The sequence below is a fragment of the Nodosilinea nodulosa PCC 7104 genome (assembly GCF_000309385.1).
Taxonomy (GTDB): Bacteria; Cyanobacteriota; Cyanobacteriia; order Phormidesmidales; family Phormidesmidaceae; genus Nodosilinea; species Nodosilinea nodulosa.
This window is the reverse complement of sequence record NZ_JH976538.1, coordinates 440,562-462,861: the sequence shown is the minus strand read 5'-3', so window position 1 is coordinate 462,861 and position 22,300 is coordinate 440,562. Positions and strand designations below refer to the sequence as shown.

Annotated in this window: 26 protein-coding genes; 7 read left to right on the top strand and 19 right to left on the bottom strand. The window is 53.8% G+C overall.

The window, feature by feature from the left end; translation table 11 throughout:
* Positions 1 to 2 precede the first annotated feature (2 nt).
* The gene (locus LEPTO7104_RS40815) at positions 3 to 287 is read right to left on the bottom strand and encodes a hypothetical protein (protein WP_155524010.1); all 285 of its coding nucleotides are present in this window, start codon (positions 285 to 287) and stop codon (positions 3 to 5) included.
* A 361-nt stretch (positions 288 to 648) separates the two neighbouring features.
* Here LEPTO7104_RS40815 and LEPTO7104_RS0130310 point away from each other — a divergent pair, with 361 nt between their 5' ends.
* The 4 genes from LEPTO7104_RS0130310 (at position 649) to LEPTO7104_RS0130295 (ending at position 3,078) form a co-directional block, all read left to right on the top strand.
* The gene (locus tag LEPTO7104_RS0130310; protein ID WP_017302328.1) at positions 649 to 1,227 is read left to right on the top strand and encodes a hypothetical protein; all 579 of its coding nucleotides are present in this window, start codon (positions 649 to 651) and stop codon (positions 1,225 to 1,227) included.
* A complete protein-coding gene (locus LEPTO7104_RS36270) occupies positions 1,228 to 1,962 on the top strand; it encodes a P-loop NTPase family protein (protein WP_017302327.1) in 735 nt (244 codons plus the stop codon).
* A complete protein-coding gene (locus tag LEPTO7104_RS0130300) occupies positions 1,913 to 2,569 on the top strand; it encodes a hypothetical protein (protein ID WP_225887125.1) in 657 nt (218 codons plus the stop codon). Before LEPTO7104_RS36270 ends, LEPTO7104_RS0130300 begins: the two co-directional genes overlap by 50 nt.
* Before the next feature lie 80 nt (positions 2,570 to 2,649).
* Positions 2,650 to 3,078 (top strand): toprim domain-containing protein, encoded by a 429-nt coding sequence (locus LEPTO7104_RS0130295; protein WP_017302325.1) that lies wholly within the window; start codon positions 2,650 to 2,652, stop codon positions 3,076 to 3,078.
* Between the two features lie 87 nt (positions 3,079 to 3,165).
* Here LEPTO7104_RS0130295 and LEPTO7104_RS43955 read toward each other — a convergent pair.
* Positions 3,166 to 4,184, bottom strand: a protein-coding gene (locus LEPTO7104_RS43955) for an IS630 family transposase (RefSeq protein WP_155523829.1) whose coding sequence is annotated in 2 segments (ribosomal slippage) — positions 3,166 to 3,755 and positions 3,755 to 4,184 — 1,020 coding nt in all. Because the reading frame shifts where the segments join, the coding sequence is not laid out codon by codon here.
* Positions 4,185 to 4,278: 94 nt separating this feature from the next.
* Complete coding sequence (locus LEPTO7104_RS40805) at positions 4,279 to 5,157, bottom strand: GIY-YIG nuclease family protein (RefSeq protein ID WP_155524009.1); 879 nt, start codon at positions 5,155 to 5,157, stop codon at positions 4,279 to 4,281.
* Between the two features lie 77 nt (positions 5,158 to 5,234).
* Between LEPTO7104_RS40805 and LEPTO7104_RS0130270 the strand changes: the two genes are divergently transcribed.
* Positions 5,235 to 6,956: an IS1634 family transposase gene (locus LEPTO7104_RS0130270; protein ID WP_017302322.1), complete on the top strand. Its 1,722-nt coding sequence runs from the start codon at positions 5,235 to 5,237 to the stop codon at positions 6,954 to 6,956.
* A 519-nt stretch (positions 6,957 to 7,475) separates the two neighbouring features.
* The gene (locus tag LEPTO7104_RS42025) at positions 7,476 to 7,832 is read left to right on the top strand and encodes a hypothetical protein (protein WP_225887124.1); all 357 of its coding nucleotides are present in this window, start codon (positions 7,476 to 7,478) and stop codon (positions 7,830 to 7,832) included.
* Here the strand turns inward: LEPTO7104_RS42025 and LEPTO7104_RS0130260 are convergent.
* The 10 genes from LEPTO7104_RS0130260 to LEPTO7104_RS0130215 all read right to left on the bottom strand — a co-directional run bounded on the left by LEPTO7104_RS0130260 (position 7,829) and on the right by LEPTO7104_RS0130215 (position 13,772).
* The gene (locus LEPTO7104_RS0130260; RefSeq protein ID WP_017302320.1) at positions 7,829 to 8,212 is read right to left on the bottom strand and encodes an AbrB family transcriptional regulator; all 384 of its coding nucleotides are present in this window, start codon (positions 8,210 to 8,212) and stop codon (positions 7,829 to 7,831) included. The two genes, LEPTO7104_RS42025 and LEPTO7104_RS0130260, sit on opposite strands and share 4 nt — an antisense overlap.
* A gap of 199 nt (positions 8,213 to 8,411) precedes the next feature.
* On the bottom strand, positions 8,412 to 8,921 hold the full coding sequence (locus LEPTO7104_RS0130255) for a hypothetical protein (RefSeq protein WP_017302319.1): 510 nt from the start codon (positions 8,919 to 8,921) through the stop codon (positions 8,412 to 8,414).
* An 85-nt stretch (positions 8,922 to 9,006) separates the two neighbouring features.
* Positions 9,007 to 9,393 (bottom strand): hypothetical protein, encoded by a 387-nt coding sequence (locus LEPTO7104_RS36265; RefSeq protein WP_264308834.1) that lies wholly within the window; start codon positions 9,391 to 9,393, stop codon positions 9,007 to 9,009.
* Positions 9,394 to 9,493: 100 nt separating this feature from the next.
* Entirely contained in the window at positions 9,494 to 9,991 is a 498-nt protein-coding gene (locus LEPTO7104_RS37650; protein ID WP_017302318.1) for a hypothetical protein, read from the bottom strand.
* A 114-nt stretch (positions 9,992 to 10,105) separates the two neighbouring features.
* Positions 10,106 to 10,435 carry a hypothetical protein gene (locus LEPTO7104_RS0130240; protein ID WP_017302317.1) on the bottom strand — a complete coding sequence of 110 codons (330 nt, stop codon included), beginning with the start codon at positions 10,433 to 10,435 and terminating at the stop codon, positions 10,106 to 10,108.
* Complete coding sequence (locus LEPTO7104_RS36255; protein ID WP_017302316.1) at positions 10,432 to 10,932, bottom strand: hypothetical protein; 501 nt, start codon at positions 10,930 to 10,932, stop codon at positions 10,432 to 10,434. Before LEPTO7104_RS36255 ends, LEPTO7104_RS0130240 begins: the two co-directional genes overlap by 4 nt.
* Positions 10,933 to 10,998: 66 nt before the next feature.
* Positions 10,999 to 12,267 carry a cytochrome P450 family protein gene (locus LEPTO7104_RS36250; protein WP_017302315.1) on the bottom strand — a complete coding sequence of 423 codons (1,269 nt, stop codon included), beginning with the start codon at positions 12,265 to 12,267 and terminating at the stop codon, positions 10,999 to 11,001.
* Between the two features lie 32 nt (positions 12,268 to 12,299).
* Positions 12,300 to 12,512 carry a hypothetical protein gene (locus LEPTO7104_RS0130225; RefSeq protein WP_017302314.1) on the bottom strand — a complete coding sequence of 71 codons (213 nt, stop codon included), beginning with the start codon at positions 12,510 to 12,512 and terminating at the stop codon, positions 12,300 to 12,302.
* 68 nt (positions 12,513 to 12,580) lie between these two features.
* Positions 12,581 to 13,426, bottom strand: a complete 846-nt coding sequence (locus LEPTO7104_RS0130220) for a DUF5895 domain-containing protein (RefSeq protein ID WP_017302313.1) — start codon at positions 13,424 to 13,426, stop codon at positions 12,581 to 12,583.
* A 76-nt stretch (positions 13,427 to 13,502) separates the two neighbouring features.
* Positions 13,503 to 13,772, bottom strand: coding sequence for a hypothetical protein (locus tag LEPTO7104_RS0130215; RefSeq protein ID WP_155524008.1), 270 nt, complete (start codon positions 13,770 to 13,772; stop codon positions 13,503 to 13,505).
* Between the two features lie 364 nt (positions 13,773 to 14,136).
* On the opposite strand from LEPTO7104_RS0130215, the gene LEPTO7104_RS36245 reads away from it, so the two are divergent.
* Positions 14,137 to 14,406 (top strand): hypothetical protein, encoded by a 270-nt coding sequence (locus tag LEPTO7104_RS36245; RefSeq protein ID WP_017302311.1) that lies wholly within the window; start codon positions 14,137 to 14,139, stop codon positions 14,404 to 14,406.
* 28 nt (positions 14,407 to 14,434) lie between these two features.
* Here the strand turns inward: LEPTO7104_RS36245 and LEPTO7104_RS0130205 are convergent, their stop codons facing one another.
* From LEPTO7104_RS0130205 to LEPTO7104_RS36235, 6 genes are all read right to left on the bottom strand, one after another.
* Positions 14,435 to 17,605, bottom strand: a complete 3,171-nt coding sequence (locus tag LEPTO7104_RS0130205; protein ID WP_017302310.1) for an SNF2-related protein — start codon at positions 17,603 to 17,605, stop codon at positions 14,435 to 14,437.
* Between the two features lie 3 nt (positions 17,606 to 17,608).
* Positions 17,609 to 17,773 (bottom strand): hypothetical protein, encoded by a 165-nt coding sequence (locus LEPTO7104_RS39655; RefSeq protein WP_017302309.1) that lies wholly within the window; start codon positions 17,771 to 17,773, stop codon positions 17,609 to 17,611.
* Between the two features lie 20 nt (positions 17,774 to 17,793).
* Complete coding sequence (locus LEPTO7104_RS0130195; protein ID WP_017302308.1) at positions 17,794 to 18,408, bottom strand: Uma2 family endonuclease; 615 nt, start codon at positions 18,406 to 18,408, stop codon at positions 17,794 to 17,796.
* A gap of 87 nt (positions 18,409 to 18,495) precedes the next feature.
* Entirely contained in the window at positions 18,496 to 18,738 is a 243-nt protein-coding gene (locus LEPTO7104_RS0130190) for a hypothetical protein (RefSeq protein ID WP_017302307.1), read from the bottom strand.
* Between the two features lie 11 nt (positions 18,739 to 18,749).
* On the bottom strand, positions 18,750 to 19,376 hold the full coding sequence (locus LEPTO7104_RS0130185; RefSeq protein ID WP_017302306.1) for a hypothetical protein: 627 nt from the start codon (positions 19,374 to 19,376) through the stop codon (positions 18,750 to 18,752).
* Positions 19,377 to 19,467: 91 nt separating this feature from the next.
* On the bottom strand, positions 19,468 to 22,299 hold the full coding sequence (locus tag LEPTO7104_RS36235) for a DUF1156 domain-containing protein (RefSeq protein WP_040697966.1): 2,832 nt from the start codon (positions 22,297 to 22,299) through the stop codon (positions 19,468 to 19,470).
* Between the last annotated feature and the right edge of the window lies 1 nt (position 22,300).

The following is a 22,300-nucleotide window of genomic DNA, read 5'->3' as shown; positions in this document are numbered from 1 at the left end:
TGCTAAAACTCCAGGAAATGGCCACGGCTTGCTGTCCTCTCAGCCCTCCTCCCACCGATAACGTCCGGGTCTACCCCAGCGACGACTCCGAGAACTACTCCAGCGACAACTCCGAGAACTGTCCCAGGAACTACTCCACCGGCAACGTCCGGGTCTACCTCAGCGACGACTCCGAGAACTATCCCAAGAACTACTTCAGGAACGACTCCATGAACTACTTCGAGGTCTACTCCAAGAACCATTCCAAGGGCTATTCCAGGAACGACTCTGGAGTTTATTTCAAGCATTGTCCAGATGTAATTTCATGGATGACACTGAGGTAAAACTATCTACTGAAGTCAGGCAAATACATCGATTAAAGAGCAGTGAACGGTTAACGCTGAGACGGATTTTAAGCTAAGGCTTTGAAAGAGATAGGAGATGTTCTAGAAAAGACTTCAAGCTGTAAGTCATTGAAAACAGCTTAATGGATCATTAGTGAATCTAAGCCTCTTCAAAAAGTCTCCATAAACCTCAGTGTACGCATCCTGAAGATTTTGTCACTACCTGTTTCAAAATCATCTCAACATTGCCATAAAGTTTTCCCATAACTGCCACAAAATTCTCGGGGCTATCCCTCATGATGAAAACACTGCATGGATCAGTACGGTGGCTCTTAAGTTCAATAAGCAATCGCTCCAAGATTTCCATGAGCGTCTGAGTTCAGTCGATGCCAGCTGGCAAGACGATTTTACCTTGAAGGAAATCGTCAGAAAGTCGCTGAAGCCTATCAGCAAAGCCAGACGCTACAAGGTGAGTTGGGAAAAGATTACCCTAATGCTTCAAGACGCCACGGGCGGAGAACTCGACATCAGTGCCGCTAGCGTTCGGCAATACTATTTTGAGCTAACGGACAAAACAGCTAAGAAGGAGAAGACTAATAAACCAAAACCTAAGTCATTCAAACCAGATGGGAAGACCCCTGAAACCCAACTCAACCAATCTGAAGAGCAATCAGATGATTCAGTCACAGACTCTTCAATCACTGCCGATAAAACCGATGGCTTATCGCACCAACAACCTTCTGAAGAACAGCCAGAAGCTGATGAAATCTCTGATGAAGACTCGGCTAATAACATCGTTAATCCTAGCGATAGCCTTCCGCTTAGTCCTCAGAAAACTTCTGAGAAATCTCGACGTAAACCTCAATCTGAAATTCAATCCTCATTCAACTTAAGGAGACCGTAAATGGCCTGTATCCATCTCGTTGATGGTGATAAGGGCGGTGTCGGCAAAAGCTTTGTCTGCAGCACCCTGATCCAATACTTCCTCGATCGCAACATCGATTTCATTCCCGTTGAAGCAGATCGCTACAACCCCGATGTCGCTAACCGCTATGGCGATCTGACCTTCCAGTTCGCCATCTTCAGCGATGATGAGCGCCAAACCCAGGCCGATCTGCTCCGTGACCTGGCGGTGAAACAACCGCTGATTATTTCCCTGCCGTCCCAGGTCGGCCAGCCCCTGAATGACTGGCTCGATATGGCCTGCTTTGATGCCGCCGAAAACGGGGTCAGCTTTGTGCGCTGGTTTATCACCAGCGGCACCTTTGAATCCCTCAATCTGTTTCAAATAGCTCTAGAGCGCCACGGCGGCAACTTTCCCCATGTGCTGGTCAAAAACTGGGGGGTCAGCGATGACTGGAGCGAGCTGTCTGCGCTGAGCGATCTCAACAAGCTGATGAAGCGCCACAAGGTGCAGGTCATCGACTTTCCAAGGCTACCCTGGCAGGAAACCAACCTGGTGCAGAAAAAGAACTGGACGTTTGCTGAAGCCAGAGCCGCCGCTGACTTGCCTTCTATGAGTCGCACCAAAATCAAACGCTTCCTCAAGGAGGCCTACACCGCTTTTGAATCCACAGGACAGATTACCAATGCCGCAACCCCAAAACCAGCCCCCAAAACACCACCCGTCAAAGCTTGATGAGGCCAGTGACGCCCTGATGCACCTAGCCGCGCAGATGGGCATTGACCCATCTGACCCCCTGGTGCTTGTCGCCCGAGGCAATGCTCGTTTAGAGGAGAAAGTAGAGCAATGGACGCAGACGAATTTACAGCTGCTGGAGCTACTGAGCCAGCAGGTGGAGGAACAGCAGCGCTCAGCCCAGCACTACAGCAAGCTCATTTACTACTTGAACGGATTCGACGGGCAACTATTGTGCTTGCAGCAGCAAATCGAGACAGCGCTCTCCTCCTTGAGCAGATGGGCACCCGACACCCCGATTGGGACGGAGCTAGCTCAGATCAAGCAGGCTACGACGACTATTCAGCAGACTACCCAAGCTTTGGGAGTAACTCTGAAGAGCTTATCGACTGGGGATTCCAGGCTCCAGTTGCCCAACCTGAGCCCATCAAAAAGTCTCCCGAGGTTGAGCTTTAGGGCTGGCGCAATAGGTGGGCTGGCGATCGCGCTGGTAGCCCTCAGCCTCTGGCAGTTCAACGAAGTCGAGTTCATCAAGCAGCGGGTGACCTGGTCGCAGATCAAGCTCCAGCGCCTGGAGCAGGTGATGGGACTCGATTCGAGGGGTTAAGCGTTGCGCATTGAGACGCGGCTGAAGTCTTTTGAAAGTTCAAGTGTACTATTTAGGTTGATGGCAACGATGAGGTGACTATGCCAAACTTGCTGCTGATTGAAAGCCCCGGCAAAGTGAAAAAACTGGAACAAATCCTGGGTTCAGGCTGGGTGATCAAGGCCAGCATGGGCAATGTGCGCGAACTCGCCAATGACGGCGACGATGCTCTGGGCTTTGACCTAGGGGCAGGCTCTATCGACTGTCGTTACCAGCCCCGCGATGCCCGCTCCAAGAAAGTGCTCGCCGAACTCCGGCAGGCGGTCAAAGCCGCCGATCGCGTCTATATCGCCACCGACCCCGATCGCGAAGGGGAAACCATCGGCTGGCACCTCCAGCAGGCGCTGAATCTCCGCAATCCTCAGCGGGTGGTCTACAGCGAGATTACGTCCCAGGCGGTGAGGGCTGCGATGCAACCTAAAACATTGATAGTAGATTTAATGTACCACTCCTCAGAATCAAAAAAATAGAGCAACTAATCACGCTGACTCCATCAGCAATCAGGACATTACTAAAGAGAACAGTGTGCCTGTAAATATATAGCAGTCCTATTTGGTTCATGAAAAGGATCCGTATCGATGCATTTTTGGGAAATTAAACACCTCTAGCCTAAAAAACTGCTCGAAGAGGGCTTTGAGCGCCGAGAAGCAGGGACGCAGCCCTGACATCCGTCTTAGCCACGTTTTAGCCTGTAGCCAAGCATCTTCGATGGGATTTTGACTCGGGTCGTTGGGTGCGAATCGAACACAATGGATTTTCCAGGCTTTGGGCTCTAATCCAGCATTGATTTGGCCTAGAAAGTCTTGGAGTTCTTGGGAGCGATGGTAACTTGCCCCATCCCAGAGCAAGAGTAACCGTTGCTCTGGCCATTGCGTTTGCAAAAATTTGAGATACGCCATGGTGTTGGTCGTATTCCCTTTCTCGTGCCCTTGAACAATCAGGCGCTTGCTGAGCAAATCTAAGGCTCCATAATACGTTTGACGCTCTCGTTCGTTCACAATAGGCACCTCAACCCGTTCCCCCGTTCGTCCCCACACGTAGCCTTGAAGGTCACCACTCATGAGATGACATTCATCGACAAAGAGCACTCTCAACTGCCCGGCTTCGATCTCGTCTCGGTAACGTGCCAATAGCCGCTGGATCTCGGCTTTTTTGCGGCCACCGCCTTAGCGTCCGCCTTTGGATTCACTTTACTGGTCTTTTTCCAACTCAAACCCGCCGCTTCAAACAAGTCGTAGTAGCTTTGCTTAGACTCGTACACCACGTCGTAGGTCTCGGCCAGATGATACTCCAGCTCACTCAGTTCCCAGATCGCTTTAGCCTGTAACCACTGCAATACGGCCTCTCGCTCTAGCGGGGTCAAATAACTCCTGCGACCTTTATGCTGAGGGCGGAACCCGGCTAAGCCGTCCCGCTCATAGGCTTGTTTCCATTTGCTCAGGGCTCCCAGCGATACATCGAGAATCGCGGTGATGGCCTCATAGCCATAGTCCTGATAGATCAGTTTGACGGCCAATGCTTTCTTCACTTGGCGACCATCACGTTCAGCACTGATAAAGGCCTTGAGTTCTTCAATGGCAATGGTTTTGCTGAGCTTAGTCTGGGGGGTGGGCATGACCATCACACCTCGCATCAGAATTCTGGATCCTCAGTAATTATACTGATATATTTCACGAATCATTCCGGATTGCTATATGATCTGAACAGTTAGTCATTCCTATCGTTAAATAAGACTGCCTGAAATTCTTGAAGTCGTCCAAATCATTCAAATAGATTCGTCTCACCACAGATCTTTCGAGATCCCCATATATACAAATATCAAAGTCTTCCCTTTCTGGTGTTTTTGTATAACCCTGAGATCTAAACATATATTCTAGAAAGTATAGAGTAGTTTCTCTTCTCCAATATGGGTCTGGGCTTAAAAGCTTCTTATAAGTCTCCATGCCTGGTTCTTGTAAAAAATCAATAGGCAAACTCGAAATCAAGAAACATGGTGATTTTTGCCGGACAGCATGTTGAACATGGTGCAACTTTTTAACCGTTGTATGAAATGCTGGCACCAGGCCATTGAGAAGGTCAACAGAATATTCAGGAAGGAAGTTCAATGATACATAGACACTGCCATTATAATTATATTTACACTTTTGCTCAGGTGAAACAATCTTCGGCTTAGAACCCGCTATAGGAGTATCATTTATTTCAGGATCCAGCAAAATTCGAAAGGCGTTTTCAGCGTGAGTTAAATTAGTGTCGCCTTCAATTCTTGTCTTCTTCAAATCACTCGGCAGAGGCCAACACCAAATAAATAACGGCCCATCTGTTTTTTCGATTTCTTTAAATGCTTGGTCTCTATGATGACTTCTATGCCTGTCTCTAAAATTTCTAGTTTGACCCACATAAACAATTTCTTCTGGGGAGTGACCCACAAGGTAGATGCCTTCAATTCTGGGTAAATTACCCTTGTCCTGATATCGATATCTTACTAACTTAGAAACATTTACGTTCTTGATCCTTGCCAAGATAAAATCTCCCATTATCTGTTTAGCCATTTTTGTCTTTATCTATCTATGCACTCACGGTTCGCTCATTTTTAAATGAGGTCAGCCAATTGGGATAGGTTAGGGCTATGGATACCCCCCTAACCGTTATCACCGAACGGGTTGACGATATTCCCCTGTTGCTGGCCCAACTGCAGCGGATGGACGTGCAACCCCTGCTCGACGACTACTTTCCGACCCATGGGAACTGGCAGGGGCTCAGCTTAGGCCATGTGGTGATAGTTTGGCTGAGCCACATTTTGTCCCAAGCGGATCACCGGTTAAACCCCGTGCAGGCCTGGGTAGAGCGACATCAGGAAACCTTGCAACAGGGCTTGCAGCAACCGGTTCGCGCCCTTGACCTGAGTGACGACCGCCTAGAAAGCGTGTTGCGATATCTCAGTGATGATGCCCAATGGGCGTTGTTTGAACCGGCGTTGAATCAGCGTCAGATTCAGGTGTATGACCTGCACCCCAAACGGCTGCGTCTGGATAGTACCAGCGTCAGCGGGGATTGGACGGTCAATGAGTCAGGGCTGTTCCAATATGGCCATAGCAAAGACCATCGCCCCGACCTGCCCCAACTGAAGCTGATGCTGGCGACGCTAGATCCGCTGGGGCTACCGATAGCGACCGAGATTGTCTCCGGGCAGCGCGCCGACGACCCGCTCTACATTCCGGCCATCGGGCAGGTGCGTCAGACCCTCAGTCAGTCTGGGTTGCTCTACGTGGGTGACAGCAAGATGGCCAGTCTAGCGACCCGTTGCTTTCTCCAGGCCACAGGCGATTACTATCTCTGTCCGCTCGGTGGGACTCAACTCAAGGCGGAGGCGATGCAGGCCTACCTAGACCCAGTGGAGCAAGGGGCCGTTGAGTTGCAGGAGATTCACTACGACTATGCCGACGGTCACACCGCGCTGATTGCCCGAGGCTATGAGCAGACCCAGACCCGCACAGGAGAATGGGACGGACACACCTGGACGTGGTCAGAGCGGCAATTGGTCGTGTACTCCTTGGCTTATGCTCAATCCGCCCAGCAGGCCTTCCAAGTTCGACTTGAGCACGCCCAGACGGCCCTAGCGGCGCTCAACCAATCGGGGCGCGGCCAGAAAGCCTTTCCTGATGAGGTCGCCTTAGCGCAAGCCGCCGAGGCGATTCTCACCCGCTACCGGGTCAAGGCCTACGTTCAACTCACCTACTCACAACAGGTGGAGCAACACGCTGTGCGTCGCTACCGGGACCGCCCGGCTCGGATGGTGGAGCACCGTCGATTCCAGGTGAATGGCACCCTAGAAACTGAGGCCATCAACCAGCAGATGCAAACCTTGGGCTGGCGGGTCTATGTCACCAATCATCCCGCAGCGGCATTATCGTTGCCTCAAGCCGTGACGGTCTACCGCCAAGAATATCTGGTGGAGCACAGCTTTAGCCGACTCAAAGGGCATCCCCTCTCCCTCTCCCCGATGTACTTACAGCGTGAAGACCATATCAAGGGATTAATTCGCTTACTCTCGATGGGGTTGCGGCTGTTAACGCTGGTGGAGTTTCAGATGCGTCAAGCCTTAGCTGGTCACCAAGAAACCCTCTCAGGGCTATATATCGGTAATCCCAAGCGGGCGACGGCACGTCCGACAGCCGAATTACTGTTGGCCAGTTTTCGCGACATTACTCTAGTCATGGTGAATGCACGAGGGCAGACCTATGCCCATCTGACGGAGCTGACGCCTTTACAGCAGCAGATCTTAAAGGCTCTCAACTTCCCGGTAAGTATTTACACCCTGCTGGGGCCCGTATCTGACGAACCACCTTAGAAATGAGCGAACCGGGAGTATGCAACTTGGGGAAAATCTAAGTTTTCTTGAACTTCGGAAACAAATTTAGCAAGGCAAACCTAAGATATAGTTTTCTACAGTAACCTACCTTAGCTGGTTTTAAAAGCAACTTCACATTATGGTTGCTTTTGCATGAAATTGTGTTGAGAACTGCTTAAAGTTTTCTCTGTAGCCGCAAAGACCTCTCCAAACTTTATTGACTCATTCGAAAAAATCTGCTTGACAAGTATCATTTAAGGGTAGAGATGCGGCGAGGCAGGCAGCTTGGATGCGATCGCAACGGGTGAACAGGAATGGCAAGCCTACCTGATTGGTTGGAACCGGGGATACTTTGCGCCTGCGATCGCCCAAGCCAAGTCCCAACTTCTATCTCTGCCAACTTTCGCCGAGCATCCGCCGACACCTGGCGTGATGCCTGCTAAGCGATCAATCGCCAATCATGCAAAGCCCACCACCGGACAACCGACCAAAACCAAGTGCCCCACCTGCGGGGAGAGGATGACCAAAGTCCCCTCCCGTTCTAAGAAGATGAAAGCCAAGCACTTCCTTAAATGCTCCGGCGCGGCCTGCGGCACGGTGATGTTTTGGAACGCCAAAGCCAAGCGCTACGAACTGCCTCAGACCCAGCGCCAGGCTCTCAATTCAGAGCTGTTTACCGATCATCCCTGCCCCGTCTGCGGTGCCCTGCTGGAGCGCTACGCCTACACCAAAGACGGGCAAGACAAAGTCATGCTGCGCTGCTCGCTCCTAGAGAACCGTCGCGGCAAATGCAAGGAAGTGGCCTTTTTCCAAAGCCGGGGCGAGTTCTGGTCACCGAAGTTCGGCACGCTGAAACTGCCAGAGCCTCAGGTTTAGTCGTCACCTTTCGGCTCGCCCAACTGAGCCAAATGAATGTGCTTATAGCCCAGCTTGAGCTGAAACTCATCGCCAGAGACTAGACCCATTTCCTGGGTGTAAGCGGCACCGATCACAATTTGACCGTTTTGATGCACCGTCAGGCGATAGGAGGGCTCGCGGCCTCGGCCATCTTTTTTCGCTTTATCGGGCTCTAGCTGAATGCCCTTAGCCTCTAGCAGCGCGTCGTAAAACTCAGATAGTTTCACCCGCTCCTGACCGTCTTTGGTCTTAGCCGTGTAGCCGCAGGCTTTCGCCGTTTCTCGCTTCGTGAGATGGGCAAGGTCTTTGACCTTTTGCAGCAGGGCTTTACCGGTCAGAGGAGTAGATTGTTCAGCCATGGGGACAGGTTTCCTTTGTGTCTTTGGTGCCGGTACACCGGGGCAAGAGCCAAAATGTAAAACCTGAATGGTACATGACGTTAGCCGCGATGGAGCAATCAGCCATCAGTTTGTGAGCCGGACAAAAGACCACGGTGGGGAAGCTTCGCCAGGACCGGCAGGGTTTTAGTTGCAGGCGTTCTCAACTTAAAAATCGACGTCACAGGCTCTCTACGGTGACCAGTTCATGTCTGACGACTTGGGCATAGATGTCATGGCTAGCGCTTTCCGCAATGGCCTTCCAGTCGTCCGGCGTCAGGACCTTACCCAAGACTGCCCGAATCTCGGCGTGAACCGTCTTGGTCATCTCCCATTCCCCTTGCGGTTTTGAGAGCTTCGCCTCCAGCAGCGCCATCAAAGTTTCCTGGATCTCAGGCTCAGGCTGATGAAGGCGCTTCAGAATCAGTTCCTGGCCCTTCGCTTCAGCGGCTTCTGTCCCAATGCCCAGATCCCATTCGGTCACCAACTGCTGCCACGCTTGCATCACCATGGAACGCAGCTCGGCAAAGTGGCTGTAGCCCTGGGGGTTAGCCATCACTGACCCCAAGTGGGAGCCCCAGCCGTATCCTGCCAGCGCCTCACAATCGACCGCTTCTTCCCGACGAGCCGACGCCTCAAACCAGGCATCATCTTCCAGCAAATCCATGAAACTGAAGTCATTCTGCGTCATTGCTCACCTCTGGAAGCGACCGTACTCAAAGTATGTCAAATTTTCCTGGTCTGGATCAGGGCCGTAGTCGGCCATATTTTGGTCATCATAGAAGCTCTCGGCTCCAGGCAAAGCATGTAAGCCCATAACCCAATTCCAAGCTACGTTGGCGTGCAAAGAGGAGCAGGGCGGTGCCCACACCCCGAAGTTCGGGCGGTCGCCGAATAGCGCCACGATTCCAAGGGGCCGATGCGATTGCTTGGACATAGACAACCTGGTTACGGCGATTGACCTGAGAGCGATGCCACTGGGTTTCAATCGCCATTAACCCCTGGGTCATGCCTTCATATTCAATGGCAAAACTCTCAAAGTTATCCGACGAGAGCGAAATCCGCTTTTTAACCACCCAGTCCCAAAATTTGTCCTCCGCTCCGGCCTGCTCCAGCACGGGACGCCAGTGAGCCTCAAAATCATCAAGGTGTTTCTGAGCCAACTCAACCAGCAGGGTTGCAACCCTCTGATTATCGCGCCCTCGTGCCAGTAATACCCTTCGCTGCACTGCCAGACTTTTCCCACAAAGATGGATAGCTAAATCATACAGGTGTACTAACTCCTATGGGATATTCAGACGGATCAAAAACCACCTCAAACACGCTTTGAGGCATGTGCCGACGAATTACCCTGAGGTGATCATCAGCATCCTGCCGATTTCGAAAGCGAGTAATGACCGATCGCTGCACGGCGTCTCGAATCATCACGATCGCCCAAGGCCGACAATCAGGATGCAGCTCGGTTTCTAAAATCAGCACCTGTCGCCAGGACACCCGCTCGGGAGCCAGCACCGACTGGACAATTTCGGTGATTTGCTGTCGAACTGGACTTTCATCAATGGGATGCAGCACCCAGCCACTAATGGGGACGGGCTGAAAGCTGAGCCGGTAGCTTTGAGCATCAGGGGCTGTAATCGACCAAATCGGCTGCTTGGGCTGTTTGCGCGTGCGAAAGCCAACCTGATGAAGGGCACTCTGAATGCGCTGAATCTCGGCGGCGACTCGGTGACCTTCCGAGCCGATCTGACATGGTTGAAGCATGGTGTAAAGACCTCGATTGCATAGGCGTTGAGGTGAGCGATTCAGGATCATTCGCTCACCCTAGGCAACGAAATTTCGGAAAGAAATATCCGTTGGATATTGAAAAAAACGGGCTTATGTGCTCGTGTCCCTGAATTCTTCGGATGCGTTGAGGGCGACTCCAGCGCAGAGCATGGCCATGAGGTCTGACGGCATCATCTCGAAGTGCTCCAGCATGAAATCCATCAAGGCTAAATGCCTGAGATCGCTGGCGCTAGGGGCGCGATAGTCTTGCCCCTGTAAAAACCAGCGATGCACGGTGACGGGAGATCGTGAGCAAATAGCGGCGATGAGTTCGTGGCTGACGCCCCACTTGCTGTAGAAGGCTTGGGGCGAGAGGCCCAGGCGACAGCGGGCATAGAGTTGGATTAGCTGTAAGTCCCGATCAGTCAAGGGGCGCGTCATGGCATTGCCTCCAGGTCGTCTTCCCAGGCGCTATCGGCGAGTACCTGGCCGGTGAGGTCATTGAGCCAGATCAGGTAGTTCCAGGCCCAGCAGCCCCGGTGGTGGGCATAGGCAAAGTAGCGCCCGATGACGGTGCCGGTCGTCAGGGTATCGGCAGTCCAGCGGACAGGGTCGCCATAGAGAAATACCGGCAACGGCGCTTCGCCAGGAAAATCAAGTGGTAAGCATCGCATTGGGTGCCGAACGCGAATCTTGATCGGGGGCAAATCAAGGCTTTCCCCAGAACGCAGGGCGTGGAGGTAGGCGGCAAGCAGCTTGCCGGAGAGCGATCGCGTGAGCTGATGAATCAGCAACGCCGCCAGCGCTTCAGCCTCCTCCACACTCAGATGCATCCAGGTGGCATCAAAGTAGGCATCGGAGAAGTTGCCCAGGCAATCAATCAGGGCTGGGACGTTGAAATCTCGGACTGGGGCAGCTTCAATCGGTATAGATGACATAGAACATCTCCAAAAGAAAAGCCCCCGATGGGTGTCATCAAGGGCGGTGGCAAAGATTGAACGGGTTTACAGAAGCGAAAGCTGGAGGGATTCTCCGAACTTCAGCTCAATGGTGTCGCCGGTTAAGGCATACCAGCGTTCTCTGAAACGCTTCAGGTTGCGGCACTTGTCCTCGGCCTGATGAATGGTGGCAACAAAGAACTCTTCCCAGGCGGGATACTGCTTCTCAACTCGTTCGTGGACGTAGAAACGTTGACCGTGCTGGGCAATTACAGGTTTGCCGTGGCGCTGAGCCAGTTCGCTCAGGCAGGAGTCGATGTAAGTGCGATTACCCGTTGTCACCACACCGTTGTAGCGATCGGCATCGATGCGAAACTTTCCAGGCTTGTCTTTGACTGGCAACTGCCGATAGATCCGGTAGACGTGGTACAACGCCCAGGTTTCTTGGGCCAGCCGTTCTTCGTAGCGCTCCAGCACGGCCTGAAGGTTGTGCTTCACCACCAGCCCGTAGGCGGTTCCTGAAGAAAACAGATGCATCCGGGGATTGTGGGCCAGGGCATTCTGCTCCATCAGCAGGGCTTGGGCTGCGGCATCGGGGTCTCGCTGGAACCGCTCGACCGCCGTGCCACAATCTTGAAAGGGGCAAAAGCTACAGGCTGATTTCGCAAACCAGATGCCCCACTGGCGGTAGAGGTACTGGAGGCAATCGTCTCGGCTCCAGCCCCATTCCACCAGGGGATAAATGTAGTCAAAGCCCCGGCAGCTATAGCCATCGGACTTGGCGACCCGCTTCGACTCTTCGCAGTTGTAGCCCAGATAGGGGCCAAAGGCATCGTCGATGTGATCAGTGAGCCACGCATCGAGCACTTCCCCTTTCCAGCGCTGAGCGCAGATGTGGGGCCGTCCCAATCGCGGCACCGTGCCGGAGAGCAGCAGGTTCTGGCTAAGCTTGAAATAGCCCTCGATATGCAGTGTCTTGGGCGTTCGGGTATCAGAGAGAACCACATAGCCGTCGCGCTTGCTGGCGGAGGCTTTGGCCACCTGCACCACGCGAACGCGGTGCTGTCGCAGTAGGGGAAATAGGTAGGTTTCACAGAGCGTCTGAGTGTAGGGCATCTCATCACCCGTTTGAGCGGCAAGCACCACCAGGTCTGAGAGATTGGCGAACGGTCGCTGCTCCGGCTCCAGCAGCCAGCGCAGCAGAATCGCGGTGCTCTCCACCCCCATGCCCCAGTTCAGGATATGGAGGTAGCGGTGAAGCAGCAGTTGCTTGAACAAAAACAGCCCTGGCTCAAGAACAAACGCCAGGGCATACCAGGTTTTGGGGGATAGCATGATTGACCCCGAATGAAGAGTCGTGAGGGGAGTTATGGATACTCGGCGACGCGGCCTGGCTGTTCGTTCAGCTGCAAAAACCCAGGGCCGTTGCCCTCGGCATCACACTGGGCAATTACGTAGAAGACTCGGGATTCGTCGGTCTTAGTGATGATCAGGTAGGGATAGCCATCCTGGCTCAGGGCCGCGTGGCACACCTGACCACCAATCAGAGCTTTGAGGTCGTCTTCGTAGGGCAGTGACATGGTGAAGTCCTCTGAGGGGGATCAAGAAAACAGCCCGAAGAAACGTCTCCGGGCTGTGGGAAGGGGGTTTAGAATTCGTCGTAGCCAAAGGCGGGCTCATCCGCTGGGCTTTGGGCAGGGGGATTCATCGCGCCCTTGCCAAAATCAGCCCAGGTCTCGAAGTCACGCAAGATGCGCGCTTTGATCGCCTCGTCGTAGCCGACAAAGTAGGACTTCCAGTTGTCGGCAGTAGGTTGCCCGTAACCTGCTACGGAGCAGACCCAGGACTTTTTCTCCTTGCCCTTGAGTGCTGGCTGCACCCGCACCGCCAGCACCGACAGCGCCATGAAGCGATCGCCCCGAGATTTCTTGGCTCCGGTGGCTTCCCCGTAAGCCTTGCTCATATCGCTGTGGAATGCCCGCACGGTATCGCCAAAGCTGCCGCAGAAGGAGCCCTTGGTGGTCAGCATCAGCGGAGATTCGTGCATCAGCTGCTTATCTTTGGTAATCAGGTAGACCAGATAGCGCTGCTTCAGCAAATGGATAGTGCGATCGTAGGTGGACTTCTGAAAGTCACCGATGAACTCACCGCTGTCACGGTTGTACATGGTCAGCTTGGACTTGCCTAGAATCAGCAGCCGGGCCAGTAAAGAGCGATAGCCTTCAGCGGTTTCTCCGCGCTGAAAGGTAGCGGTATGCAGCGTCCAATCTTCGTTGGGGACAAAGAAAGACGCGGCCATATTTTCAGCCGTGATGAAAAAGCCTGCCTGATTGGGGTCTTGATAATTCAGCATTTGCAGGTAGGGCAAGGACTCGCGCCCGTCCTCGTACTCCGCCGCATCGAACTCGTCGTGCTCTGAGGCAACCAACGTTTCAGCAGCGTGGGGATTGTGGCCGTTTTGAGCCGCGGGGGTTACGGTCGTTGACGTGGTCATGGCAAGTCTCCTTAAATGGTGTGAAGTGAAGAGGGCAAAGCCCTAGCTCTGCCCCGGTGAATAGGAATGGATCGGCCTAGAACTCGTCACAGCCACAGGGGTTAGGGCTATCCACATAGCCAAAGGCGAAGTGCTGCCTGGGCGAATAGTGGATTAACCGCCCAAGAGGGTCTTTGGGCAACTCCTTGAGCTTGGCGACGTAGCCTTCCAGATAAGCGTCGTGGGCATATTCCGGCAGGCGACCCATGGCAGCATCGGTGCTGCCATCGAGATAGCGCTCGGCGTAGGCGGCCTCAGCCTGCTGGGCCATCTCGGTTTGGATAGAATCAGTGAATGCAGGTAACACGGTCATTTCTCCCAAAATGAAAGTGAATCCGGCAGTGCCCCGGTGGTTGTTGGTAGCGCTCCGGGGCATCACCGTATGCAAGTGAAGGTGAAGGTTGGACTTGGTCAGTTTTCAGTCGTGTGGGACATCGGAATCAGCTCCGGCGGCTGCGGTATCAGCAGGTTCCCCGTACTTTGTGGCTCCGGCGTCCTGTTCTTTTCCTTACTTTTTAGTATAGCCCATGTATACGCGGGTTATGGGTTTCAGAGAAGGGGTTTTACAGGTTTTTTGATGAGAGTTTCTGATCAATTTCGGGGAAAAATTGGTCGACCGATAAGCCCCACTGATCAATAGCCGAGGATGGTTAAAGCCTCGTATACTTGGGATGATTCAAGCCACCCAACTGTGGAGTTTTCCGGCAATGAGTGATGAGGCTCCCCGCAGAGATTATTTGACCCGCTTCCAGCAGCAGGGCGAGGTGGCCATGGCGGAGCGGCCCCTCTGCGTCAGGTTGCCGGAGGATATTGACGCGCTGATGCGGGAGAAGGAGAACCGGACGGCATGGATGCGCGATGCCATTATGGAAAAGCTCTGGCAAGAGGGGACTCTGCCAGAGCGGTATCAGGGGTTGATGGAGGAAACTAAGCTGGTTTGAGGACTTATATCCAGTTGCCTACTTACTCTTACGGGCAATCTTGACTTGCCGCCAGCAAGGATTGGAAGAGAGGATCGCCCCAAGTCATCAAGCGTAGAGAGGGTTTTTCTCCAAACACCTCTGGTTTGAACGTCACAGAATAGGTGCGCTGACCAGTGGTGAGTGTCCACACCTCCAGCTCTAATTGAGAGAAGTGAATCCCTTTAGCTTTGAGGAGGTTCGACTGGGTAAATGTTGCTTCCACAGTCTCCAGGCTTATGGCGGTAAGAGGCAGCGGTCGCCGAATGTCGTGCAGGTCGGCCTCTACATCGCGCTTCACCATGTCATCAAGGGCTGGTCGCTGGGGCGGAGCCGATAGGACATTGTCGAACTCAGAGAGCAGCACGTCTTCTTCCTCAGCATCGACGCTCATGGTGGCCCGTTCGATGAAGGTGGGCACCTGGGCCAGGATGGGTTGAAGGTTGCCGACGACAGATTCAAAGGCTCCAATGCGATCGCGCAATTTCCGATACACCTTCGCCTCCACCGTGCCGTCGTAGTAGAAGTTGTGGATGGTGACTGTAGGGTAACGCTGCCCAATGCGGTCAATGCGGCCAATGCGCTGCTCCACCCGCATGGGGTTCCAGGACAGGTCGTAGTTAAACAGCACCCCGCAGGTTTGCAGGTTCAGGCCCTCACTGGCGGATTCAGTGCAGAGCAGGATTTTGATCTCGCCATCGCGAAACCGTGTTTTGATCAGCTCCTTGGGCACGATCGCCCACTGGCCATCGCGCCACAGTTCGCCGCCGCGCCCAGAGTAGCAGGCTACCTGGCTGCCGTAGAGTTCCCGCAGTTGCTCTCGCAGAAAATCCATGGTGTCGGTGTACTGAGTGAAGGCGATCGCACTTTCCCGGTTCACCAACTCCTGTCGCAAGGTGGCGATGAAGTGGGTCAGCTTGGTGTCTTCCCCAGTGTTCTCAAACTGCCGCAGCAGGGCTTCTAGGTGCTCGATTTCGCGGGGGTCTACAGGCTCCATGTAGCCCTCTAGCCCTTCGATTACCGCATCGTCGGCATCGTCTAGATCCGCCAGGTCGTCAGCAGTGAGGCCGCTGCCCTGCTGGGTGAGGAGGGAGTCGAGCCGCCGCTGGAGCGATTGCTGAATGGCGTAGAAGGAACTGGTCAACCGCTTGCGATAGAGGGTCATCAAAAAGCCCAGGGCTTTGCGCTGTTCCTTTTGGGCCAGGCGGTAGAAGTGGCGCACGTAGTCGCTCACCTGGCGGTAGAGGTCGGCTTCGCGGGTGGGTTCTAGGGTAATGGCGTTGTCACACACCTCGCGGCGGGGCACGTCTTTTTCCAGCAGGCCGAGGCGGTAGTACTCGCGTAGGGTGTCCCGTGTGTGGCGGAACATCATGTCTTTGAGGGGGGTATTGGTCGAGAGGAATTGCAGGGAGGCGGCGAGAAAGGCCTCATCTTGCAGGAAGAGGCGATCGTTGATGGTTATTTTCAGCCGCCCCCGCCAAGCATCTTCCACTCGGCTGGCCAGCATGCGGTCTTGCTGATGGAGGTGCTGCTGAAGCCGAGGGCAGGGCTGGCCGCCACGGGCAAAGTAGTCGGCAGACATCGTTTGCCAAAAGTTGAGCAGATGGCGATCGGGCTTGCTATCGAGGGAAGCGAAGTAGTCGCAGAAGGTGTCGCCGTAGGCCCAGTGGCCTTGTAGGCCCAGCACATGCAGCAGGTCAAAGACTTCGATGGGGTCAATTTGCATCGGCGTGGCCGATAGCAAAATCAGCGCTTTAGTTTTGTCGCGCAGCTGCTCCAGCAGTTGCAGCAGGCGGTTGGGGGTGTCTTTGCGGGCCTGGGGCGATTTGCGGCGGGCGTGGTGGGCCTCGTCGAGGATGACCAGATCCCAGGGTTCGGCATCGAGCAGTTCTTGCATCCGCTCCTGGCGACGCACCAGGTGGCTAGAGGCGAGGATCAGGTTTTGGCTATTCCAGGGGTTGCCGGTGGGCTGGGTAGTTTGACCGTAGGGATCTTTTAATTCGCCCTGGGTGTAGCTCCAGAAGTGGAGGTTGAATTTTTCGCGCAGTTCTTCGTGCCACTGGGGCTGGACGCTGGCGGGAGCCAGCACGAGGACGCGCTTGACCTTTTGGGAGACCACCAGGTAGCGGAGGATCAGCCCGGTCTCGATGGTTTTGCCCAAGCCAACTTCATCGGCGATCAGAAAGCTGCGGGGAAATTCAGCGGCGGCGCGTTTGAGGATTTTGATCTGGTGGGGCCAGGGCTGGATGGGAATAGAGCTGAGGCAGGCGCTCAGGCAGCCGGGATCTTGGTGGATGTTGGCGATCGCCCGAAACATCTCCCGTTCCCTAGCCAGGGCAGACTCATCGATCTGGGCCTCTGGCTCTTTTTCCTCAACCGGCTCTGGGTCAGGTATTTCTAGCTGTTCTCGCTCTTGCTTGGTGAGGGGGCGCTGGTTAAATTCGTCGTCGGTGTTCCAGGTCGGCTTTTGGGGTGGAGCGTAGCGGATTAGCTTGCGTTTGACGGCTTCGGGCACTTCAAACACCCGGACACTGGGGATTTGGTTATGCCAGTGTTGCTCGAAGCGCAGGGTTTCTTCTTGCACGCGGGCCAGGTCGCGATCGCCCTCCCAAGAGCAGAAAACGTGAAACGATTCGACATTGAAGTTCCAGCCACCGCTGGACTCGTTATTGGAGCCGGTGGTGGCGATTTGGTTGCCGTCGGCGTCGGTGAAGAGGCAGACTTTCTCGTGGTAGATGTAGTGAGTGTTGATGGCCTCGTCAGGGTCGAGGGGTTGCCCATCGTGGCGCAGGGGGATGGCGATGCGGATATCGAGGCGATCGCTCTGAATTAGCCAGCTAAGGATTTCGAGGCGTTTGAGCTGGGCAAAGTTGGTGGGTGGGGTGAGGTTGGCATCGAGGCGGGCGGCGACGGCATCGCGGAGGGTGTAGCCCTGCTGAATGGCTTGGAGGTCGGATTGGCTGAGGTGGCAGCTCATGATCAGACGGATGCGGCCTTGGTTGTGGAGGAAGGCCCCTAGCCCTCCGGCGACCTGGCTGAGGATGGCGCTGTTGAAGAAGCCGGATTTGCGATCGTACTGGGTGGCGCGTTCGAGGGCAGGGATGTAGAAGTCGGCGACGGGGTTGCTGGTGTCGCTGGCGTAGCTAATGCGCCAGGGGTAGGTCGTTAGTAGGGGTGGCATGGTTTATGGAGCGGAGTCTGGCAAGCCAATCGGGTAGTGCTGCTCTTCGTAGGCTTCTACCAGGGTAGCCAACCTATCTAATTCATCCAACTCAGGAGTATCTGGAGCAGCATCCATCAGAGTACGAATGCGCTCTAGGGCATTTTCATAGTCGGCTTCCGAAATCATGAGAGTAAACCGGCTTGTCTTTACAACAAGCTCTCCCTTAACGCCTGACGATAGGCTTTAACCGCCTGGGTTTGGCTGGTGCTATCGACATAGCTAGCCAAGAGAGCAAAATCGAGTTGTGGTAAGAGCTGACTCATCTGTAAAGCTTCGTAATCCTCGCCCACTGCCGTCAGACCGTAGATGCTGAGGCGCTGATTCTCCCAGAACCAGACCTCTTTAACCCCTAAGCCTTGATAAACCTTCAACTTATCGATGCCGCCGCTAGTGAGAACGATTTCCAGGGCAATGTCTGGTACCTCGTACAGTGCGCCCAGGCAATAGCATTCATCCGGCTCCAAGCCACGGGCGGCGGCTTCTTTACGGAAAGTGGCAGAGCCGAAGCCATTGAGGTCTAAGTCCAGTTCTTCGGCAAAGGCTTCGATTAGGCGAGCAATGATTTTTTTGAGACGTTCATGCTCGGGAGAGGTGGTCATGAGTTCAAGGGTGCCTTCCAGATAGGTCATCCGCAGTGCGGGGAACTGGTTCATAAACAGAGCCACTAGGGCATCGTACTGCTGCCAGGTGATGCCCTCCAGCACAAGCCGTTGTTCCTCGGCAGGGATTGCATTAGGAAGATCGATTAGGGATATTGTCATAACACTATCTGAGCCTCTCTTCGTAGTTTTGAATGTATCACTCCTCTGGCAAAATGACCTCTGACAGCAGCCCAACCGGAATCTCTATTAATAATCCCATGCATCCCGTTCCTGGCGGATGAACTGGTCGGCCTCTTCTGGGGTGGCAAAGCTGCCGGGGGCTGCTCCAATCAGGCTCGTGAGCGATCGCGCCGTTTCTTTGGCTAATTCAGCAGAGTCTTGAATCAACACAATCACCTCCACGATCGCCCCTTCTGGCAATTCCGGTGAAGTTAGCTCAATTACGCCCCCAGGCTTCACGGTAGTCTGTTGCTTAATGGCATTCAACATTTTCCAAAACCTTAGTCCAGATTCTGTTCGCATAGCTGGAAGATATAGCGCAATCGCCCCAGCAATAGATCCATATCGCCCGTGGAATATACAGGGGTTTCGTAGACTGTGCCCGCCGGAATCATGCGGTAGAATTGCCAGGCTCGGCCATTGGTGACGATGCCGTAGACATCAATCTCGCGACCCGATTGACGATTTTGCCACTGGCAGGCCTGCATTTCGACCAGGCATTGGGCCAGCCCTTTCTCAAAGTCATCCTTTTTGGCTTCGATGATGCACAGTAGGGGAATGTCTAAATACCGTTTTCGCTCGGCGATCAGGTAATCGACATAGCCTGCGGCGGTGTCGCCTTCGAGTTGGGCTCCTTTCCAGATTTTGAGGTGGTCGGTGCTGGCGATCGCCTCTTCGCAAATGGCATCAATCAGCAGCTTTTTCGATTCTTCGTAGCCTTCTAGGTCAAAGGTTTGCTCTAGGCGATGCAGCCGTTCTTGGAAGAAGGCGCTGGGTTCTACCGGGGGCGCGTCTAGTTCCCAGGGAATAAGATCGTCTAAGTTGAGCTGTTTGAAAGCTTCGGCATAGCTAAAGCTAGAAAAATTTTTCTTTTTAGATTTTGGAACTTTAGCCGATGTACCTGCCATAGTGCTTACCCCCGTATGATATCCCAACTAACTTTATGGTGACGCAAATATCAAACCCTCTCTGCGTCTTGCCGTCTTTCCCTCGCCGTTTCTAAAACAAGCCCATCTGGCCCTCTTCAAACTCCAGCTCTGGCTGCACGTAGAGCACCTTGGCTTGAATCTCATCCATCGCCAGCCACAGGTCGGCTAGCGCCTTCTCTTCAACCATGCGTTTGCGCTCGTCGCCGATGTGGGGGATCGCCTTGAGGGCGACTTCCCAGGCGCGCATGAAGAGGTCGTTGCTGAGTAGGCCGGTGGTTTTGAGAAAGCGGCGGACGGGGTCGATGCTTTGTTCTTCCAGGTAGAGGGCGATGATGGCGTGGAGGCCATCGACTAGGGCGATCGCAGTAAACTCGTCGGGGTTGGTGGAGAAGGCGCGTTTTTTGAGGCGTTGCTGGGGGGTGAGCAGTTTGCAGGTGCCGCTGGCGGAGTCGATCAGTTTGTGGGTTTTGGCCAGGTCGCTGACGTTGAAGCCGCCGACGGCGAGGGCGAGCTGCCGCGCTTCATCGAAGGGGAACTCGCGGGCGCGGAAGGCATCCCAGGCGAGGATGTACCACTGGGTGAGGGGGTCGAACCCGGCGGTGTCGGCTTCGAGCAGTTTGCGGAAGCGGTAGTTGGCGATCGCTTTACGAGCTTCCCCAAAGGCGACTTCGGGGCGCATTTCAACGCCGGAGCTGTCGAGCACGGGCCAGGCGCGGCTAAAGACGTTGAGGGCGGGGCCAAAGGCGCTGAGGTAGAGGTCGATGCCGCCAATGTCGTTGGCTTCAAATTCGGGGGCGCGTTGCTCGACGAGGTTGGCGAGTTCGGGGCGCAGGTCATCCCACCAGGCGGAACCGGCGTTGGGGTCGCGCTTGCGGCAGACCAAGAGCACGGTGCTGGAGACGGAGTTTTTCTGGGCCTGGTGCAGGTTTTGCGGGTTCTCGGTGCTGACGGCCCAACTGGCGGTGATTTCAAACCCGGCGTCGATGAGGGATTTGGCGAGCACGTCCCAGGCACCGGAGTCTTTGTGGTTGAACTGGACGGTCATGACGCCGTCGTCGCGGAGGACGCGGAAGTATTCGGCAAAGGCGAGAGCCATTTTGGCTTCGTAATCACGGTTGGCAAGTTCTTCAGGACTTCCGCCCATGTTTCGGAAGCGGGAGGGATTAGCAATAGCTTCCCGAGATTTATCAGTTAAATCTGACCAATAAAACTCTGGAAAAACATTACTCAGAACTCGTTTTTGCCATACATAGAAAAAGTCAGATAACTCACCATATTGAATAGTTGAATAGTATGGTGGGTCGGTAACGACAAGGTCTATAGATTCAGTTTCGATAGCACTCAGGTCGTCAGCAGAAAAGTTCTCAACCTGACAGCTTCCCTGAGTAAAGCCTTGTTTAACCAGAGTAGTCGACTTTGAACGAAGTCCAATCAGGGAGCACAACTCCTCATATTCACCAGAAACAGTTTCTGAACACCAATTCCAGAGCCTTGATGTTCCAACGTTCTCTGGATAATTCCACATTAAGTTAAAGGCATGTTGACTAGAGCAAGCCTCAACATTTGTCCGACTGGGATGCCACCTGGCGAGGCGACAATGCCTGTCAACACAACGGTCAAGAACTAAACTGAGATAGACAAGAATTGCAGATACCTTATCAGAATCGACACCAGATCTCTCTAGCTTAGCTTCTACCCCCCGCAAGATATCAGCTAAAGTCACTAAAACCAACAGTTGTCTTGTATTAAAGTAATCTTTTTTCTTTCTTATTCCATATTTGTGAACTCTATCAGCTTCACAAGGAAAAATCCCTGTGTTATCTCCTGCCTCTCCTGGAATAAGATTTTCCTGATTCCAAAAGTAAAGTTTATCTAAAAAGTATTTTTCTGCCCTGACAAAAGCATCATGATCGGCCTCCAGTGGAACACGAAAGCATAATTCACTGGTATGTTTTTTGTAGCCAACAGCATACATTTGACAACCCATGACGCCATTCTGGGCTTGCTGCTTGATGATTTCGTCGGCAATTATATTTTCACAATTTGGACATTTCCCAACACATCTACTTATGGTCACAGAACCTGAAGGATCATATTCATCTTCAAGCTCGCCTTTTAATTTCAGAGTTCCATTCTTAGTTATTTCACCTCTAACAATCTCAAATTTGACGTTTTTATTTTCAAGATTGGCTATGGGCTTGGCAGCCCACAGATCTTTCTTTTTTACAGCGCTAGGAGAACTATTGAGCCACCAATTCGGGCTTAACGGCACCACCGACTCACAACTCGGGCACACCACCGTATGCGCCCACAAATAGTTCTGAACCGTCTCCCCCTCCTGCGACGGAAAAAACTCCGCTAACCGCTTTTCTGCCTCATCGCCAACCCACTTCACCCACTTATCAATCTCATGCTGCAAATCTGGCCCAAACTTTAGCGGGTACTCCATCGCCGCCTTCATCGTCACCACCGCCACCGGGTTCAAGTCGCTGGCCAGCACATTCAGCCCATACCGCACCGCCTCAAACGGAATGCTGCCACCCCCCGCAAACGCATCCAGCACCGTCGGCGTGCGCGTACCCCAGGTCTGCTCACACAGGTCATGCACCTGCTTAATCCGCTCCGGGCTGGGCGGCGTCTTATACAGCTTCGTCGTGCTATCCGAGTGCCCATCCACCCGCCGGTTTAGCCCCAGCAGATACTCAAACTCCTCCATCGTCACCGTGTCCGGCAGCAGCGAGCCCAACACACTCGCCCGACTAAACGACAGCGGCTTGCGCGAATACCACCGATGCAGCCCCTTAAACGGGTTGCCCCCATGCTCGTAATACACCTGCTTATTCAGCAGCGTCACCGGAAAAATCTTCTCGATGAAGACAGCAGGGCGAGCGGGTTGGGTCATA